Genomic DNA, 16,741 nt, shown 5'->3' with positions numbered 1-16,741 from the left:
GGAGGAAAAACCCACTTTTTTATAATTTAACAGATTTTAATAGCCGAAGGTGCGGGTAAAAGTAGTCAGGGCTCTGTTTAGAAGAGGGGCTAGTAAGTATTCTGGCAGAGGCTTTTTTGGCTCAAACTTTTACTATATCAAATACATATTTTGAAAAACAGATGTTTCCCGAAAATCTATTTGAAATCACCAATGACTTTGTTAATGCTTACTTTCAGGCTTATAAAATATGAAGATTTTTACGTCTGTTTTTTCTTTTTTCAGTCGAAGAAAACGGAGTTATAATTTTAGATTTTTGATATTTAGAAAAGGTATAAATCTTTTTTTGAGACAAACCAAAACTTTTTAGCACTTTACTGAAGCGTTACATTTAAAAATTTCCTTCAATGTCTGGCCTATATCAGATTACTATTTAAAAAGTGGGAAACATTAAATTGTATTGAACCATGCAAGGAAAATGCAGAGTTTTGTGACAGAATGTCTAACAAGTCGTTAGCTTATTTGCCGTTTTCTTTTAGTTGGTATTGGGTAGGTTAAAACAGTATGAACACAAAATTGAGAGCCATAATCCTATCGTCCGTTACAGCTTCCGGTGGAGCGGTTATAATCACTGCACTTACCGATGTGTATGGAAAAATTTCTTTTATCACAAAGGGAATATACAGTAAAAAAGCCGTTGTTAAGCCCGCCTATTTAATGCCTTTAAATATTCTTGAACTTCAGATTGAATATCGGCAAAACAAAGATTTGCACTTTATACGCGAAGCAAAGCCTTTATTTATCCCATCATCTTTGGAGGCCCAACCAACAAAACGAGCAATCTCCTTCTTTGTAGCAGAGGTGATACTGCGCTGTATTCACGAGCATCAGCCATTGCCCGCAGTGTTTGAATTTGTTTTTCGATGGATTGAGGCATTTGATGAGTCAGAACATTCTGCAGGACTTATTGTGCATTGGCTTTTAGCTCATTTAATTAAAATGCTAGGTATCGAACCCAATCTTTTACCCGGGAATCACTGGCTTGATTTAGTCGAAGGAAAGTCTGTGGCCGAAGAGCCACACCATCCTCAAAAGGCGAGGCCTGATTTGGCTACTCAGCTCTATTTGCTGTTTAATCAGACAGATATGTATAATCCAGACAGTGTTGGTAAGTCAGCAAAATCTGAACTGCTCGATGTATTGCTGCTGTATCTTCGCCTGCACATTCCCGAATTTGGCACACCTAAAACTTTATCTGTTTTAAAAGAACTTTTTGAATAAATCATGCAAAAGGAAGAATTTGATAATACTTTGCCGCCGGTGCGGCCTCTTTGGCTTGATTTACTGACGCTTACAGCAAGCGTCTTTATGGGCATCATTGTAGGCTCTTTAGTTGCCTCATTCACTATTCCATTGGTATTTCAGATACCGGTTGAGCAAATCCCCGACGTATTGATGGGTAGCCATTCACATCCTAAAACAGGAGGTGTACTCCGCTACATTCAGTTCTGGACTTCGGGATTGGGATTTTTGGGTGGCGGTTGGTTTTTTCTGGCCAAAGTGGTGCGGTCGATACACCAAATAGGTTTAGACGTAAAATCATTGCCCAAACCGCTGTGGTTATCGCTTGCATTGGGTTCGATGGTCATGTTGCTTCCAGCTACTGAGTGGCTGCAATGGCTGAACAATCAAATTGTGTTTCCCGATGCACTTTCGGCAGTCGAGGCTAATCTTCGCTTTTTACAGAAAACAAATTTGGACCAAATCAAACTCATGATTGAGCCAAATAATCCCAATTTATGGCCGTACACATTGGTTACAATTGCTATCCTGCCGGCTATTGGTGAAGAATTGGTATTCAGAGGAGCCTTGCAAAACTTAATGATTCGAAAATTTGGTGTGAAACCAGGTATTATTCTTACTGCCTTGACTTTTACCCTAATACATAGGCAATTTTATAACATATTGCCTATGTTAGCGCTTTCACTTTTGCTCGGATATGTGTATTACCTCACTGGTTCACTGCTCACCACCATTGCTATGCATTTGATCAACAATGCCTTATCTCTTTTTTTGGTATATTACTTTGGTTGGACCGATGAAATTACTACGCCGGAATTTTCATTGCCCATCTCTCTGTTAACCGCTGCATTAGGTATTTACATGCTATTTCTATTGCAAAAACTTATTGATTCTGAACATATCAAATGAAAAAAATTCTCATTATAGGAGCAGGCCGTTCCACGCTAAGCCTTATCAACTACATGCTTCAGTTGGCCGATGTACGTGATTGGATGGTAGTTGTGGCCGATAAAGACCTTCATTTGGTAACCGAAAAAATTGCCGGTAATCCTCGCGCTCGGGCTATGAAAATGGATGTAACCGACGAAATCAGTCGGGTACGTGCCATCTCAGAAGCTGATTTGGTGATAAGCATGCTTCCGGCTGATATGCACGTGCCGGTGGCAGTTGACTGCGTAGCCCTTCGAAAGCATCTGGTAACAGCTTCATACGTTTCAGAAGGCATGCAAATGCTGCACGAAAGGGCTGTAGAGGCTGATGTAATTCTGATGAATGAAGTTGGTGTAGATCCGGGCATTGACCACATAAGTGCTAAAAAAGTAATCGACGAAATCCATGCTAAGGGAGGCAAAATGCTGATATTCGAGAGCTTTACCGGCGGGCTGCCTGCTCCCGAGAGCGACGACAACCCTTGGCATTACAAATTCTCCTGGAATCCGCGCAACGTGGTACTCGCTGGAGCAGGAGGGGCTGTAAAATTTATTCAAGAGGGTCAGTACAAATACATTCCGTACCACATGGTCTTTCGTCGTACGGAATTCATTGATATCGAGGGATATGGTCGTTTTGAAGGATATGCAAATCGCGACAGCCTGCGCTACAGATCGGTCTACGGTTTACACAACATACCCACCATTTATAGAGGTACCCTTCGCCGGCCGGGTTTCTGCAGAGCCTGGGATATATTCGTAAAACTCGGCATGACCGACGACAGCTATGAGATGGAAAATGCTCATAAGCTCACCAAAAGGCAGTTTTTCAATTCCTTTTTAGCATACCATCCGACTGATTCGGTAGAACTTAAGCTAATGCACTATATGGATATTCCTCAGGATCAGAGCGATCTGTTAGAAAAATTTTCTTTTCTCGGACTTTTTGACGAGGAACCTCTGCCGCTGGAGAACGTCAGTAAGCACACGCCAGCCCGCATTTTGCAAGCGATTTTAGAAGAAAAATGGCAAATGAAACCCGGCGACCGGGACATGATTGTGATGTGGCATAAATTCGGCTACGAGCTCGATGGCCAAAAGAAAATGTGTACTTCGCACATGATATTTAAAGGAGTTGATCACCGAAACACAGCTATGGCCCATACAGTGGGAATACCGGTAGCCATCGCAGCGCGATTGATTTTAGAAGGAAAAATTACCAGCAGAGGGGTTCAGATCCCTATTACTCCCGAGATTTACTTACCCATGCTTGAAGAGCTCAATCAGTACGGGGTACACTTTGTAGAAAAAGAAATCCCCTACAAAAATTATTGATCCCATGTCAGACGCTCGGTCTTCAACTAGTGTCAAAAGCTTATTTTTTAAACATCTGGGACAAACTTCACAATTTCCAGTTGCTTTACACATTATCAAGGCTGAGGGGCATTACTTGATTGATTCTGAGGGAAAAAGGTACCTTGATCTCATAAGCGGTATATCCGTTAGCAATATCGGCCACTGTCACCCTCGTGTTGTAGAAGCCGTTAAGAAACAGGCAGAGACCTATATGCACACGATGGTTTATGGGGAGTACATTCAAAATCCACAGGTAGATCTGGCACATTACCTACACCGGGCCACACATCCCTCTCTGGAGATGGCCTATCTAGTGAATTCAGGGGCTGAAGCCATCGAAGGTGCCATGAAACTGGCTAAGCGCTACACTGGCCGGCCCGAAATCATCTATTGTCGCCATTCGTACCACGGCAGCACCCAAGGTGCCCTAAGTATAATGGGTGGAGAGGAATTTAAGCAAGCCTTTAGGCCACTTATTCCCGGGTGTAGGATGATTGAATTTAACAATTTTGACGATTTAAAGCATATAACAAAAAGAACAGCAGCTATCATCACCGAAATAGTACAAAGTGAATCAGGGTATGTACCGGCTGATGTGGCCTGGCTCACTGAATTAAGAAATCGCTGTGATCTTACAGGTACTTTATTAGTGTTAGATGAAATTCAGACAGGATTTGGTCGTACAGGAGCGCTTTTTGGCTTTCAAAAGGTGGGTATAGTTCCCGATATCCTGGTTTTGGCTAAAGGCATGGGAGGTGGCATGCCAATTGGCGCTTTTATGGCAAGTCGAAAGCTTATGATGTCGCTCACTGAAAATCCCATCTTAGGCCACATCACCACATTTGGTGGGCATCCGGTATCGGCGGCAGCTGCCTTGGCCACCCTACAGGTCGTTGTAGAGAATCGACTGTGGGAAAATGCGCTCCACATCGAAAAGACCTTTAGATCGCTGCTTCATCATCCCATGATACAGAAAATTTCTGGAGTTGGTGCCATGCTTGCTCTTGAACTCAGCGATTTTGATACGGTGTTAAAGATCATTAATATTTGTATGAAAGAAGGGCTATTAATCGATTGGTTTTTGTTTAACAACAGAAGTTTAAGGATATCTCCCCCCCTTACGCTGAAGGATGACGAAATGAAGCGCGCAGCTGAAATACTGTTGCATGCCCTTGATACTGTGCAGACTGCTCTATGACAGTAGATAACTGTAACATTTAAAACACCTTAAGACTCAAAATTTTGTCCAATCGATGCATTGTTTATTTATTTGCACCCGCTAATCACTAAATCACTCAAACAATGTCAGACATCGCTTCACGTGTTAAGGCCATCATAGTGGACAAACTGGGCGTAGATGAAAACGAAGTAACCATGGAAGCCAGCTTTACCAACGACCTTGGTGCTGACTCACTGGATACCGTAGAGCTCATCATGGAATTTGAAAAAGAATTCGACATTCAGATTCCAGACGACCAGGCTGAAAACATCTCAACGGTAGGCCAAGCCATCGAATACATTGAGAAGGCTGTAAAATCCTAAGTTTTACTTTAACACCCAAACTTTTTAGTATTTATGACACAGGCAAGGCGTGTAGTAATTACCGGTGTTGGTGCCATTACCCCCATTGGCAATACTGCCCAGGAATATCTGGAAGGATTGAAAAACGGGAAAAGTGGTGCAGCGATGATTACTTCGTTTGATACCGAAAAATTCAAAACACGTTTTGCCTGTGAAGTAAAAAATTTCGACGTAAATCAGTTCATCGACCGCAAAGAAGCCCGTCGTATGGACCGATTTACACACTTTGCTCTGGTGTGCGCTGATGAAGCAATGAAAGACGCCGGCCTCGATAAAGAAGGTAGCGTAGATCCCGACAGAGCAGGTGTAATTTGGGGTTCGGGCATTGGTGGACTCGATACCTTTTTAAAAGAATCAATCGATTACGCGAAAGGCGATGGCACCCCCCGTTTTAATCCGTTTTTCATCCCAAAGATGATAGCGGATATTGCCCCGGGCCACATTTCAATCAAATACGGTTTCAGAGGGCCTAATTTTTCTACGGTTTCGGCTTGTGCCTCTTCCACCAACGCACTTATCGATGCCTACATTATGATTAAACTCGGCAAAGCCGACGTAATCATTAGTGGAGGTTCAGAAGCAGCCATTACTGAAGCGGGCATCGGAGGTTTTAACGCCATGCAAGCCCTTTCAACTCGAAACGATTCGCCCGAGACAGCCTCTCGTCCATTCGATAAAGATCGAGATGGATTTGTGATGGGCGAGGGTGGTGCATGCCTTATACTCGAAGAGTTAGAGCACGCCCTTGCAAGAGGTGCAAAAATTTACGCCGAGGTAGCAGGCTTTGGCCTTTCTGCCGATGCGCATCACATTACTGCCCCACATCCCGACGGCCTTGGAGCAGCTAATGTAATGCGCTATGCCATACAGGAAGCCGGTCTGAAGCCTGAAGACATCGATTACATCAACGTACATGGAACATCCACTCCACTGGGCGACATTGCTGAAGTAAAAGCCATCCAAAAAGTTTTTGGTGATCACGTTTACAAGCTCAACATTAGCTCTACAAAATCGATGACAGGTCACCTCTTGGGAGGAGCTGGTGCTGTAGAGGCACTCGCCACAGTGTTTGCCATTTACCACGACTTTATTCCGCCGACAATCAACCATTTCACCGACGATCCTGAACTCGATCCGAACATCAACTTTACATTTAATAAAGCACAGTTTCGCACTGTGAATGCGGCTATAAGCAATACTTTTGGATTCGGTGGTCACAATGCGAGCATACTATTGAAAAAATACCGATAATGACTTTAAAAAACTGGATATCAAAACTTTCCAGTTTTTCCATTTCAGCTGATGAAAAAAAACTTCGCAAGTCGCTGAAAAAAATTATCGGTATTTCGCCCAAAAACATTACGCACTACAAAATCGCCTTACATCATCGAAGTTTTATTCAGGCCAATAAATCAGTAGAAGACTATGAAAGGCTTGAGTTTCTGGGCGATGCCATTCTGGGAGCTGTAGTAGCAGGTTATCTCTACACCACTTTTCCTAAACAGAAAGAAGGATTTCTTTCTGAAGTGCGATCAAAAATTGTGAATCGCTCTCAGTTGCACACCATCTCTCAAAAGCTGGGGATCCCGCAACTGATCAAAAACAAGAAAGACAGTGCTAACCTGCCAAAATCTTTTTACGGAGATGTACTCGAAGCCTTGATAGGAGCGATTTATCTCGACAAAGGATATAAAAAAGCAGAAAAATTTATCCTGAAAAAAATAATTCAGCCCCATGTTCAGCTCGATGAGGTGGTGAATCGCATCTATAGCTATAAGGCATTTTTACACGAGTGGGCACAAAAAAATAAAAAATCTTTGCAATTCCGAGTAATTGACTCCTGGGGAAGCAGTCATAATATCGTCTTCGAAATCGGATGTTTTATAAATGACCAGTTGATAAGTTCTGCCACCGGTTACACCAAAAAAGCAGCAGAAGAAGAAGCTTCTAAGCAAGCAATCGAAATTCTTAAACTGGCGTGAAGAAGCACATCCTTACTCTTGAAGAGACTCATCGAAGTTTTCAGTGTTTTGCCATTCAATCTGAATTGGCAGACTATGAATTGGCATTTTGCATCAATGCACACTTGAGCATCAGCTTAGAGCGCATTCCCGACCACAAATTGCGCTACAAAGACAGAGTCGATTACAGCTTTACGGCTTTTGTGTACGATGATGAAGGTCGCATGGCGATTTGGTCGTTGATCAGCAATGTTTCACATCCCCAAATAGGGGCGTCACTTCAGCCAGATCAAAGTGCACTCTTTGAAAATGAGGAAATCATCCATCGTACGCGCCTGTTACCCGATTTCAAAAGTATCGATTATTGGCTCTTAATCGATTGCGATGAGCTGGATCTGTCAGAAGAAGTTAAAAAACTTCGTATGCAAGCAGGCATCACATCCATTTTGAAGATAGATATTCATAGCTCTAAATATTGGTCTAATTTATTGCTCTTTTAAGACCTACCTTTGGGCAGCAACTACCTTTGCGTACAATATACACTAAGTAACTTTTTTCCTATGCATTACAACAAAACCAAAATAGTAGCAACACTCGGGCCGGCTTCAGCCAATATCGAAACCATGTACGAAATGGTAAAAGCCGGCGTAAGTGTATTTAGAATTAACTGTTCACACGGAAAACCAGAAGATACCCGAAACTACATTCGCCTGGTAAAGGAACTGAACGAACGCTATCGCCTCTATGTTGCTTCATTAGCCGATTTACAAGGGCCAAAGCTCCGCATCGGTGAAGTAGAAGAAGGCGTTGAACTAAAACCCGGAGACGTATTGACCTTTACTAATCACTACTGCGTGGGCAACGCGCAGCGCGTATATATGACCTATAAGCAGTTTCCACAAGATGTAAAAGTGGGCGAGAAGGTGCTTCTCGACGATGGAAAGCTTATCTTAGAGGTAATCAGTACGAATAGCATCGATGAGGTCCAAGCACGCGTAATACAGGGGGGGCAATTAAAGTCAAAAAAAGGAGTAAATCTGCCAAGTACCAAAATTTCATTGCCTTGCCTCACCGAAAAAGACCTGGAAGACCTTAAAGTTGCACTCGAAGAACACGTGGACTGGATTGGGTTATCCTTTGTACGCAATGCTACAGATGTAATGGAATTGCGCCGAATCATCGAGCACAACAAGAGCCATGCGCGCATTGTCTCAAAAATTGAAAAGCCTGAAGCTGTTGTCGATATTGACAACATCATCGATCAAACCGATGCATTAATGGTGGCTCGAGGAGACCTTGGCGTAGAGGTACCAATGCAAGGCGTGCCTCTCATTCAAAAATTGATTGTAAAAAAAGCCCTTGCTAAGGCCAAACCTGTAATCATCGCCACGCAAATGATGGAGTCGATGATGAATAGCCTCTCTCCCACCCGTGCCGAAGTGAACGATGTGGCCAACTCAGTGCTCGACGGAGCCGACGCCGTAATGCTCAGTGGTGAAACGTCAGTGGGCAAATATCCCGTTCAGGTAGTACAGGCTATGTCAAAAATCATTAAGCATGTAGAGGATTCAACCCTGAGACCTCAACTCGACGAAAACATTCCTGTATACCATAGCCAGCGCTTTATTACTGATTCTATTTGTTACAACGCATCAAAAATCAGCAATCAAATCGGTGCAATGGGAATACTCACCATGACGCACTCAGGCTACACGGCTTATAAAATCTCTTCTCACAGACCTGATACTTACATTTTGGTTTTCACAGCCAATAAAAACATTCTAACCCAACTCAGCTTAGTTTGGGGGGTCAAAGCTTTTTACTACGACAAGATGACAACCACCGACGAATCGCTGGCTGATATTGCACAGATCTGTATCGACAATGGATTGATCAACCGCGGTGACTACATTATTCAAATCGCCAGCATGCCTATTTATGAAAAGGGAATGACAAATACTCTGAAAATTACTCAAGTGTAAATTTTCTCTTCCGAACTTACCATCAAAGTCAATTGAATATGAGAAAAAATGGGTCGATTATGTGACCCATTTTTTATTCTCTACGTAAAAGATTGAGAAGAAAAAATTTCAATGACGTCAAGACAGCTTGTAATTACCGATGCGAGCTCATTAAGACAGAGATGGTCAAAGATGTTTTTAATGTTTAAAATACTAATTGTAGTTAATTCGTCATCATAGTTTCCATTACCCAAAACCAACCAGCCGAAGTAATGAGTGAAAGCAAGATTCCTATGCCTACAATGTAACCTGCCAGGCCTGAGTTCAGCCGAAACTGTGAAGCCACCACATAAGAAGTAACCATAGGAGCCATTGCCACTTCAAATACAGTGATTTTGAAATACATCGATGGCAGATTAGCTAGTAGATTAAGAAAAATCAATATGACAGCAGGCGCTAGTAAGAGCTTCACCATCAAGGCGTAGGCCAGTTCACCCCACCTGTCAAAGGGCTCTCCAAACGAAATTTGAAGCGAAACAGAAACAAGAGCAAGTGGAACCAGAGGAGCTGAGAGTTTTTCCATCAATGAATTCCACCATTCAGGCAATGGCATGCGCGAGATGGATATGGCTATTAAAAAAGCTATAAATGGAGGGAAGGTGACTATGCGCCTTATGAGATATCGTGCACTCACATACCCCTCAGCATACCACGTGGCATATCCTATACCCAAAATGCTCAATACAAAAAAAGCCCCTTGGTCGCTTAGCAAGGCAATTTTAATAGCGTCAGATCCATACCAGGTCTCCACCAATGGAAAACCCACAAAAGATGTATTGCTCAGTCCCATCGTGAGCAGCAACGCACCTCGGGTAGTTGTATCTATGGTCTTAATTTTTGAAAAAATCCAAACAGCAATGAGCGCGATTCCAAACACTAAAAACTGTGACAAAAATGGCCAAACTATTGAGGCACTCCATTCAATTAGAGGCACATAGCGAAAAGCAACTGCCGGTAGTGAGATGTAAATTATAAAAGTGTTTAAAGCCTTGTGACCATCTTTGGGAAAGTGAGATACTTTCCTCAGTAGCTGCCCGGCTAATAAGCAAATAAGTATGAGAATAAAGTTAGCCAATCACTTTCGAAATGAGGCCGCAAAAGTATTTTTAGAAATGATAGAGACTTGAAAAGGAAAAAAAAACCGCTACAGTGCAATTGCAGCGGTTTTACTTTTCAAAGGATTTTAGAAAATTACTGACCTTGACCGAGTGAGAAGGCGCGCTCACCGTTGAAGTAATAGAGGTTTTCTGTTTTTATTACATCTATACCGTGAGCTTCGGCTTTTGTAAGCAGATCAATGATTTGCTGCTTGGTGAGATTTTTACCGTCGTTGGTTTTAAAACGGCAGCGCCAGTGATCTGTACAGAAGGTGGCTTCGAATCCGTCCGGATAAACTTTTACACCACGATTCGTTATCATGTCCAGATATACGTTGTCGTGGTTGAGAGCTTCCATCATTTTGCCGATTTCATTCGGATTGAATCCTGACCAGTGCACAAAGAGGTCAACTCCTACCAGATCTTTTTTAGCCGGAGCTTTACGCTCGTATTTCGGAAGCTTAAAAGCAGTACCTGCTTTGAAGCTCACAGGTTTAAGTGTTTTTGGTACTTGTCCGAGACGAGCAATTACGGCATCAGCAAATTCACTAGTGCCCACTTTCTGCTTGCTCACACCCTCCTTGTAAATGTCGTAGGTGTGGATGCCGTCTTCCAGAGTCTTTAGCCATGCATTTTGCACGCGTTCGGCTACATCTCCCTGTCCGATGTGAATCAGCATGAGAATAGCTCCTTGCAACAAGCCTGAAGGGTTGGCTAAATTCTGACCTGCCCGCCGAGGTGCTGAACCGTGTATGGCCTCAAACATGGCATATTCATCTCCAATATTTGCTGAACCTGCTAAACCTACAGAGCCAGTGATTTGTGCAGCTACATCGCTGAGTACATCACCATAGAGGTTAGGCATCACAATCACGTCAAAAGCTTCAGGTGTATCTGCGAGTTTGGCAGCACCGATATCGACGATCCAATGTTCCTTTTCAATGTCGGGATATTCGGCGCCAATTTCATCAAAGATTTTGTGAAAAAGTCCGTCCGTCTGCTTCATAATGTTGTCTTTCGTGAAACAGGTCACCTTTTTTCTGTTGTACGCACGAGCGTATTCAAAGGCATAGCGGATTATTTTTTCACTTCCGGGACGACTGATGAGCTTGAGGCACTGTACTACTTCATCGGTTTGCTGATGCTCGATACCTGCATAGAGGTCCTCTTCGTTTTCGCGAATTATGACCACATCCATTACTGGATGTTTAGTTTCTACAAAAGGATGCAAGCTTCTGCAGGGACGCACATTGGCGTAGAGAGCAAGGGTCTTGCGAGTGGTTACGTTGAGTGACTTATAACCTCCACCTTGAGGGGTGGTAATGGGAGCTTTAAGAAATATTTTGTTTTTGATTATGGTATCCCAGGCTTCTTTTGAAATTCCTGCGGTATTACCTGCTAGATAAACTTTTTCTCCGACTTCGATCTCATCTATTTCAATTTGTGCTCCGGCAGCAAGAATGATTCTGAGCGTTGCATCCATTATCTCAGGGCCTATTCCGTCGCCCTTGGCTACTGTTATTCGTGTTTTTGACATTTCCATCGATGTTTTAAACGATTATTAATGTGGCAAATATCACTTCCAAGGAGTTATTGACCATAAAAATGACCTAAAAATTTTATTCTCAGGCAATTACTTTGGGTGTATTTAATACACGGTGTCGGTGCTAAAAAGGTATCTGATCGATGGTGTGATAGGTGTAGTTATACCCCTATATATATTTCCTTAAAGAATTTTTTACTGAGAATTACTCTCACAGCGGTACTTCCACCTAACGTGTCTGGGAGTAATAGTTGATACTGATTTTGTGGAGGTGTTTGCCGTAGTTTTTCCAGTGGTCGAAGTAGCCACTTTGGTCGATTTGTAAGAGGGCTCCTTTGGCTAAGCCTTCGAGCTTAAGCTCAAGGCAGTACACATTATCGCCCAGCATAAAGACGCTGTCAGCTCTGCCGCGACTGGTGTGTACTTCGCTTAGAAAGTACACTTCGGCAAGGGTAAAGATCAAATGCACCAAGGCATAAAACTTCTCTTTATTTTTTTCCACTGGTATTGTATAGAAGATTAATCAGATAGCCAAACTTTACCGATGGACTCTGACCAGTAAGAGAATGACCAAAGCTCAGAGCTAAGCGGTCAAGTTCGTCGTTCAGTGCTTTTGAGAGCGAAATCTTGCGATAGCCAATGTTGGCAAAGGGAATTTTGTGCCCTGATACTCCTGAATGTCCTATTTTTCGCAGATGAAGAGGCCTTCGAATAGATCTCTTTTGCCCAATAGAAATACACCTTGGTGTTGACCAGCAATGACCTGCCAAACCTACGAAGACCAGAGTGGAAGTAATACCCTCCTCTGTTAACGAGCTAATAAATAAATTCCGTTTTATCCATGTATACAATACCTTGTTGCCAGATTTTGGCAACGTTTTGATGACCGGATTGGATAAAGGGCGAGGTTCATTTCAGGAGGGTCTTTGAAAAAGGTAGTTTATCGTTTCTCAGTTTAAAGGGTTAAAAGTTAAGCAAAGGATTAATCATATTTTCACCAAATTCCAAATACCGCTTTGCGGATATTTGCACTGATCAAAATCTCAAACAATGAAGCCAAAAAATCCATCCGAATCTCTAACGATCATGACTGAAATGGTGCTTCCTAACGACACAAATAATTTGAAAAATCTCTTCGGGGGGCAATTGCTGAGCTGGATGGATAGATGTGCTGCCATAGCTGCACATAGGCATTGCAGGCGCATTGTAGTTACGGCCTCAGTAAATCATGTCTCATTTCAACATCCTATACCAGAAGGAAGTATTGTGACCTTAGAGGCTAAGGTAAGTCGCTCTTTTTACTCTTCTATGGAGGTTTTTGTGGATGTTTACATCGAGGAGAAAGTAGGTGGTGAACGCATTAAAGCAAATGAAGCCATTTACACATTTGTTGCAGTTGATCAATTGGGAAACCCCATACAGGTGCCACCAGTAGAGCCTGTCACTGAGCTGGAGAAGAAAAGATACGAAGGAGCACTCCGTCGGCGTCAGTTAGCTCTGATACTCAGCGGTAAAATGAAACCTGAAGAAGCTACTGAATTAAAAGCACTATTTGTAAAAGATTGAAATTGCGTTTTTATGAAAAAAATTTTACTGCTGGGTAGTGGAGGTCGAGAATACACAATGGCGTGGAAAATTTCAAAAAGCCTCATTCCACATCACTTATTTATCGCTCCAGGAAACGGAGGAACCGATGCTTACGGAAAGAACTTGCCATTTGGTTACAACGATTTTGAGTCTATTATCCACTTTGTAACATCGGAAAAAATTGATTTAGTCATCGTAGGGCCTGAAGAACCACTTGTAAATGGATTAGCTGATGAATTATCGCATATTGGTGTACCTGTATGTGGTCCAAATAAGGCCGGAGCTATACTGGAGGGTAGTAAGGTGTATGCAAAACAATTTATGAGCGAATCGGGAATCCCTACCGCAGCATACCGATCTTTTTCGGCCAATCAGATAGACGAGGCTAAAGAATTTTTAAAACAAATAGATCCACCTTATGTAATTAAAGCGGATGGTTTAGCTGCTGGTAAGGGTGTACTCATTTGTCAATCGCTAGAAGAAGCCTTTTCTGCACTTGATGATGTAATAAAAATAAAAAAATTTGGAAGTGCTGGAAATCAAGTAGTTATTGAGCAATTTCTCAGGGGAACCGAATTTTCCGTATTCATTGCTACTGATGGAGATCGCTATGTTTTATTGCCTGAAGCAAAAGACTACAAAAGGGTAGGCGAGGGAGATACGGGACTAAATACTGGCGGCATGGGTGCTGTAAGCCCGGTACCTTTTTTTGATGAGGAGTTAAGGACGAAAGTAATTCAACGGATTATTGAGCCAACGCTTGCCGGATTAAAACAAAGAGGGGTTACCTATCGGGGGTTTATCTTTTTTGGACTAATGAACGTCGATGGTAATCCTTACGTGATTGAATACAATTGTCGTCTCGGTGATCCTGAAACGGAAGTGATTCTACCTCGATTGGACGAAGACTTTTTACAGTTGTGTTTTGATGTAGCTTTAGGAAATATTGTTGAAAATAGGCAAGCTCACGTTTTACAAAAACACGCTGCTACAGTGATGTTGGTTTCCGGTGGATATCCGGAAGCTTATGCTAAAGGATTCCCAATTACCTTACCCGAGGTCTTGGAAGAAAATATCCTTTTAATCCATGCAGGTACACTGAGAAAAGACAATCAAATTTTGACCAACGGAGGAAGAGTGCTTAGCGTAACTGCTTTCGATCATTCTCTTCAGGAGGCTCTAAACAAAAGTTATAATACAATCGAAAAAATTCACTTTCAACAGATGTATTTCAGAAGGGACATCGGTTACGAGTTCATGTAAAAACAAAGTCCCGGACTTTTAATGTTTTAGCCGGGACCTTTTTTCTTTATTGTAAATACGAGGATTAAGAAACAGCTTCTTTAGCTTTCTTATAGCGCTCGCGATCTGAAGCTCTTAGGTGTATTTTACGGAGTCTTATAGATTTTGGTGTTACCTCTACATACTCATCGTCTTGAATGTATTCTAAAGCTTCTTCCAGACTTAGCTTCTTGGCCGGTGCGATGCGCATTTTTTCATCGGCACCACTGGAGCGCATATTGGTGAGTTTCTTGGTTTTAGTTACGTTTACGGCAAGGTCTCCGGGACGGTTGTTTTCGCCGATTACTTGCCCCTCATATACCTCTTCGCCGGGTTCGATAAAGAATATTCCGCGGTCTTGAAGGTTATTTATTGAATAGGGAATGGCTGTACCGGTTTCAAGAGAGATGATGGCTCCGTTGGAGCGCCCGGTAATTGGCCCTTTGTAGGGTTGGAATTCTAAAAACCTGTGCGCCATAACAGCTTCGCCCTGTGTGGCTGTGAGCATATAGTTGCGCAAACCTATGAGACCACGTGATGGAATGAGAAACTCCAGGTGCATGCGATCGCCTTTAGGTTCCATTTTTAACAACTCACCTTTGCGAAGAGTTACAGCCTCTACAGCTTTTCCGGAGAACTCTTCCGGAAGGTCGATTGTGAGCTCTTCTACTGGTTCGTAGCGCTTGCCGTCGATCTCTTTTATGATCACCTGTGGCTGGCCGATCTGAAGCTCAAAGCCTTCGCGTCGCATATTTTCAATGAGGATACTAAGGTGCAGTACTCCGCGGCCGAAGACCATGAAGGTGTCTGATGAGCCGGTCTCTTTAACACGCAGTGCCAGGTTGCGCTCAAGTTCTTTGTCGAGCCTTTCTTTTATTTTTTGTGATGTTACAAACTTGCCTTCTTTTCCAAAAAAGGGTGAGTCATTTATGGTGAAGAGCATGCTCATGGTAGGCTCTTCGATGGCTATACCAGGCAGTGCTTCCGGATTTTCGGCATCGGCGATGGTATCACCTATTTCAAAGCCTTCAATGCCCGTAACGGCCACAATTTCGCCGGCATCTACCGATTCAACCTTAGCGCGTTGAAAGCCCTCAAATACAAATACTTCTTTAACCTTTGATTTTAGAACCGTACCATCGCGCTTTATAAGGCTGACGGGGGTGTTGGGCGTCAATTTACCGCGTTGGAGTCTACCAATAGCGATGCGGCCCGTATAGCTGGAGTAATCGAGCGATGTAACGAGCATTTGCAAACTTCCGTCTTCTACTTTTGGCGGTGGTATGTGTTCGATGATTTGGTCGAATAGGTAAGTGACATCGGAAGTCGGATTTTTGTAATCAGGGCCCATCCAGCCGTTTTTGGCAGAGCCATATACTACCGGGAAGTCGAGCTGCTCTTCGGTGGCATCGAGCGAAAACATTAGGTCGAACACTTGCTCATACACTTCTTCAGGGCGGCAGTTTGGCTTATCTACTTTGTTAATGACGACGATGGGTTTTAGTCTGAGTTGTAAGGCTTTTTGAAGTACAAAGCGCGTTTGTGGCATCGGGCCTTCAAAGGCATCGACAAGAAGAAGCACGCCATCGGCCATGTTAAGAACGCGCTCTACCTCTCCGCCAAAGTCTGCATGGCCCGGGGTATCGATAATGTTGATTTTGTAGTCTTTGTATCGTACTGATACGTTCTTAGCAATGATCGTGATACCCCGCTCGCGCTCCAGGTCGTTGTTGTCGAGAATGAGTTCGCCTGGCAGTTCGTGGTCTTTAAAGAGTTTGCCGGCGATTAGCATTTTGTCCACAAGGGTTGTTTTGCCGTGATCGACGTGGGCGATGATGGCTATATTTCTGTGATTGAGCATTCTGAAGGTAAATCAGGGCGCAAAAATAGGCTTTGAGGGCGGGCTGAATCTGCTAAATATTGTTGAATTTAAATCTTTAGATGAAGTGAATATGACATAAATAGGGTATATGCTGGTTGATAACGGTCTACATTTAAGCATTGACAAACACAAACCCTTAACCTTTAATCCACATGTTTCTTCTCCCGAAGAATTCGCAAATAGGCTAAGAAGAGATTTTGGTTTTAGTATCAGTAAAAGTTT

Annotated in this window: 16 protein-coding genes; 11 read left to right on the top strand and 5 right to left on the bottom strand. The window is 42.9% G+C overall.

Annotated elements, in window-relative coordinates; translation table 11 throughout:
- Positions 1 to 543: 543 nt before the first annotated feature.
- From recO to pyk, 9 genes are all read left to right on the top strand, one after another.
- Positions 544 to 1,260 carry a DNA repair protein RecO gene (recO, locus tag ACK4EX_RS01380; RefSeq protein WP_409769019.1) on the top strand — a complete coding sequence of 239 codons (717 nt, stop codon included), beginning with the start codon at positions 544 to 546 and terminating at the stop codon, positions 1,258 to 1,260.
- 3 nt (positions 1,261 to 1,263) lie between these two features.
- Positions 1,264 to 2,190, top strand: coding sequence for a CPBP family intramembrane glutamic endopeptidase (locus ACK4EX_RS01375; RefSeq protein WP_409769017.1), 927 nt, complete (start codon positions 1,264 to 1,266; stop codon positions 2,188 to 2,190).
- Positions 2,187 to 3,545: a saccharopine dehydrogenase C-terminal domain-containing protein gene (locus ACK4EX_RS01370; RefSeq protein WP_409769015.1), complete on the top strand. Its 1,359-nt coding sequence runs from the start codon at positions 2,187 to 2,189 to the stop codon at positions 3,543 to 3,545. The genes ACK4EX_RS01375 and ACK4EX_RS01370 overlap by 4 nt, the downstream gene beginning before the upstream one ends.
- 4 nt (positions 3,546 to 3,549) lie before the next feature.
- A complete protein-coding gene (locus ACK4EX_RS01365) occupies positions 3,550 to 4,764 on the top strand; it encodes an aspartate aminotransferase family protein (protein ID WP_409769013.1) in 1,215 nt (404 codons plus the stop codon).
- Between the two features lie 104 nt (positions 4,765 to 4,868).
- Positions 4,869 to 5,108 (top strand): acyl carrier protein, encoded by a 240-nt coding sequence (locus tag ACK4EX_RS01360; RefSeq protein WP_124397907.1) that lies wholly within the window; start codon positions 4,869 to 4,871, stop codon positions 5,106 to 5,108.
- Between the two features lie 33 nt (positions 5,109 to 5,141).
- The gene (fabF, locus tag ACK4EX_RS01355; RefSeq protein ID WP_409769010.1) at positions 5,142 to 6,398 is read left to right on the top strand and encodes a beta-ketoacyl-ACP synthase II; all 1,257 of its coding nucleotides are present in this window, start codon (positions 5,142 to 5,144) and stop codon (positions 6,396 to 6,398) included.
- Positions 6,398 to 7,129 carry a ribonuclease III gene (gene rnc, locus ACK4EX_RS01350; protein ID WP_409769008.1) on the top strand — a complete coding sequence of 244 codons (732 nt, stop codon included), beginning with the start codon at positions 6,398 to 6,400 and terminating at the stop codon, positions 7,127 to 7,129. The genes fabF and rnc overlap by 1 nt, the downstream gene beginning before the upstream one ends.
- The gene (locus tag ACK4EX_RS01345; RefSeq protein ID WP_409769006.1) at positions 7,126 to 7,608 is read left to right on the top strand and encodes an IPExxxVDY family protein; all 483 of its coding nucleotides are present in this window, start codon (positions 7,126 to 7,128) and stop codon (positions 7,606 to 7,608) included. Before rnc ends, ACK4EX_RS01345 begins: the two co-directional genes overlap by 4 nt.
- Before the next feature lie 60 nt (positions 7,609 to 7,668).
- On the top strand, positions 7,669 to 9,090 hold the full coding sequence (pyk, locus tag ACK4EX_RS01340; protein ID WP_409769004.1) for a pyruvate kinase: 1,422 nt from the start codon (positions 7,669 to 7,671) through the stop codon (positions 9,088 to 9,090).
- Between the two features lie 202 nt (positions 9,091 to 9,292).
- On the opposite strand, the gene ACK4EX_RS01335 is transcribed toward pyk, so the two are convergent.
- From ACK4EX_RS01335 to ACK4EX_RS01320, 4 genes are all read right to left on the bottom strand, one after another.
- Positions 9,293 to 10,204: an AEC family transporter gene (locus tag ACK4EX_RS01335; RefSeq protein WP_409769003.1), complete on the bottom strand. Its 912-nt coding sequence runs from the start codon at positions 10,202 to 10,204 to the stop codon at positions 9,293 to 9,295.
- Positions 10,205 to 10,320: 116 nt separating this feature from the next.
- Positions 10,321 to 11,763, bottom strand: coding sequence for an NADP-dependent isocitrate dehydrogenase (locus tag ACK4EX_RS01330; RefSeq protein WP_409769001.1), 1,443 nt, complete (start codon positions 11,761 to 11,763; stop codon positions 10,321 to 10,323).
- Between the two features lie 235 nt (positions 11,764 to 11,998).
- The gene (locus ACK4EX_RS01325) at positions 11,999 to 12,271 is read right to left on the bottom strand and encodes a PD-(D/E)XK nuclease domain-containing protein (protein ID WP_409768999.1); all 273 of its coding nucleotides are present in this window, start codon (positions 12,269 to 12,271) and stop codon (positions 11,999 to 12,001) included.
- Entirely contained in the window at positions 12,258 to 12,644 is a 387-nt protein-coding gene (locus ACK4EX_RS01320) for a hypothetical protein (protein ID WP_409768997.1), read from the bottom strand. The genes ACK4EX_RS01325 and ACK4EX_RS01320 overlap by 14 nt, the downstream gene beginning before the upstream one ends.
- A 175-nt stretch (positions 12,645 to 12,819) precedes the next feature.
- On the opposite strand from ACK4EX_RS01320, the gene ACK4EX_RS01315 reads away from it, so the two are divergent.
- Positions 12,820 to 13,335: an acyl-CoA thioesterase gene (locus tag ACK4EX_RS01315; RefSeq protein WP_409768995.1), complete on the top strand. Its 516-nt coding sequence runs from the start codon at positions 12,820 to 12,822 to the stop codon at positions 13,333 to 13,335.
- A 12-nt stretch (positions 13,336 to 13,347) separates the two neighbouring features.
- Positions 13,348 to 14,619: a phosphoribosylamine--glycine ligase gene (purD, locus tag ACK4EX_RS01310; protein WP_409768994.1), complete on the top strand. Its 1,272-nt coding sequence runs from the start codon at positions 13,348 to 13,350 to the stop codon at positions 14,617 to 14,619.
- 64 nt (positions 14,620 to 14,683) lie between these two features.
- On the opposite strand, the gene typA is transcribed toward purD, so the two are convergent.
- Positions 14,684 to 16,498, bottom strand: coding sequence for a translational GTPase TypA (gene typA / locus ACK4EX_RS01305; RefSeq protein ID WP_409768992.1), 1,815 nt, complete (start codon positions 16,496 to 16,498; stop codon positions 14,684 to 14,686).
- Positions 16,499 to 16,741: the final 243 nt, after the last annotated feature.

This window comes from Thermaurantimonas sp. (assembly GCF_046299575.1).
Taxonomy (GTDB): Bacteria; Bacteroidota; Bacteroidia; order Flavobacteriales; family Schleiferiaceae; genus Thermaurantimonas.
This window is presented reverse-complemented; position numbering and strand designations above follow the sequence as displayed.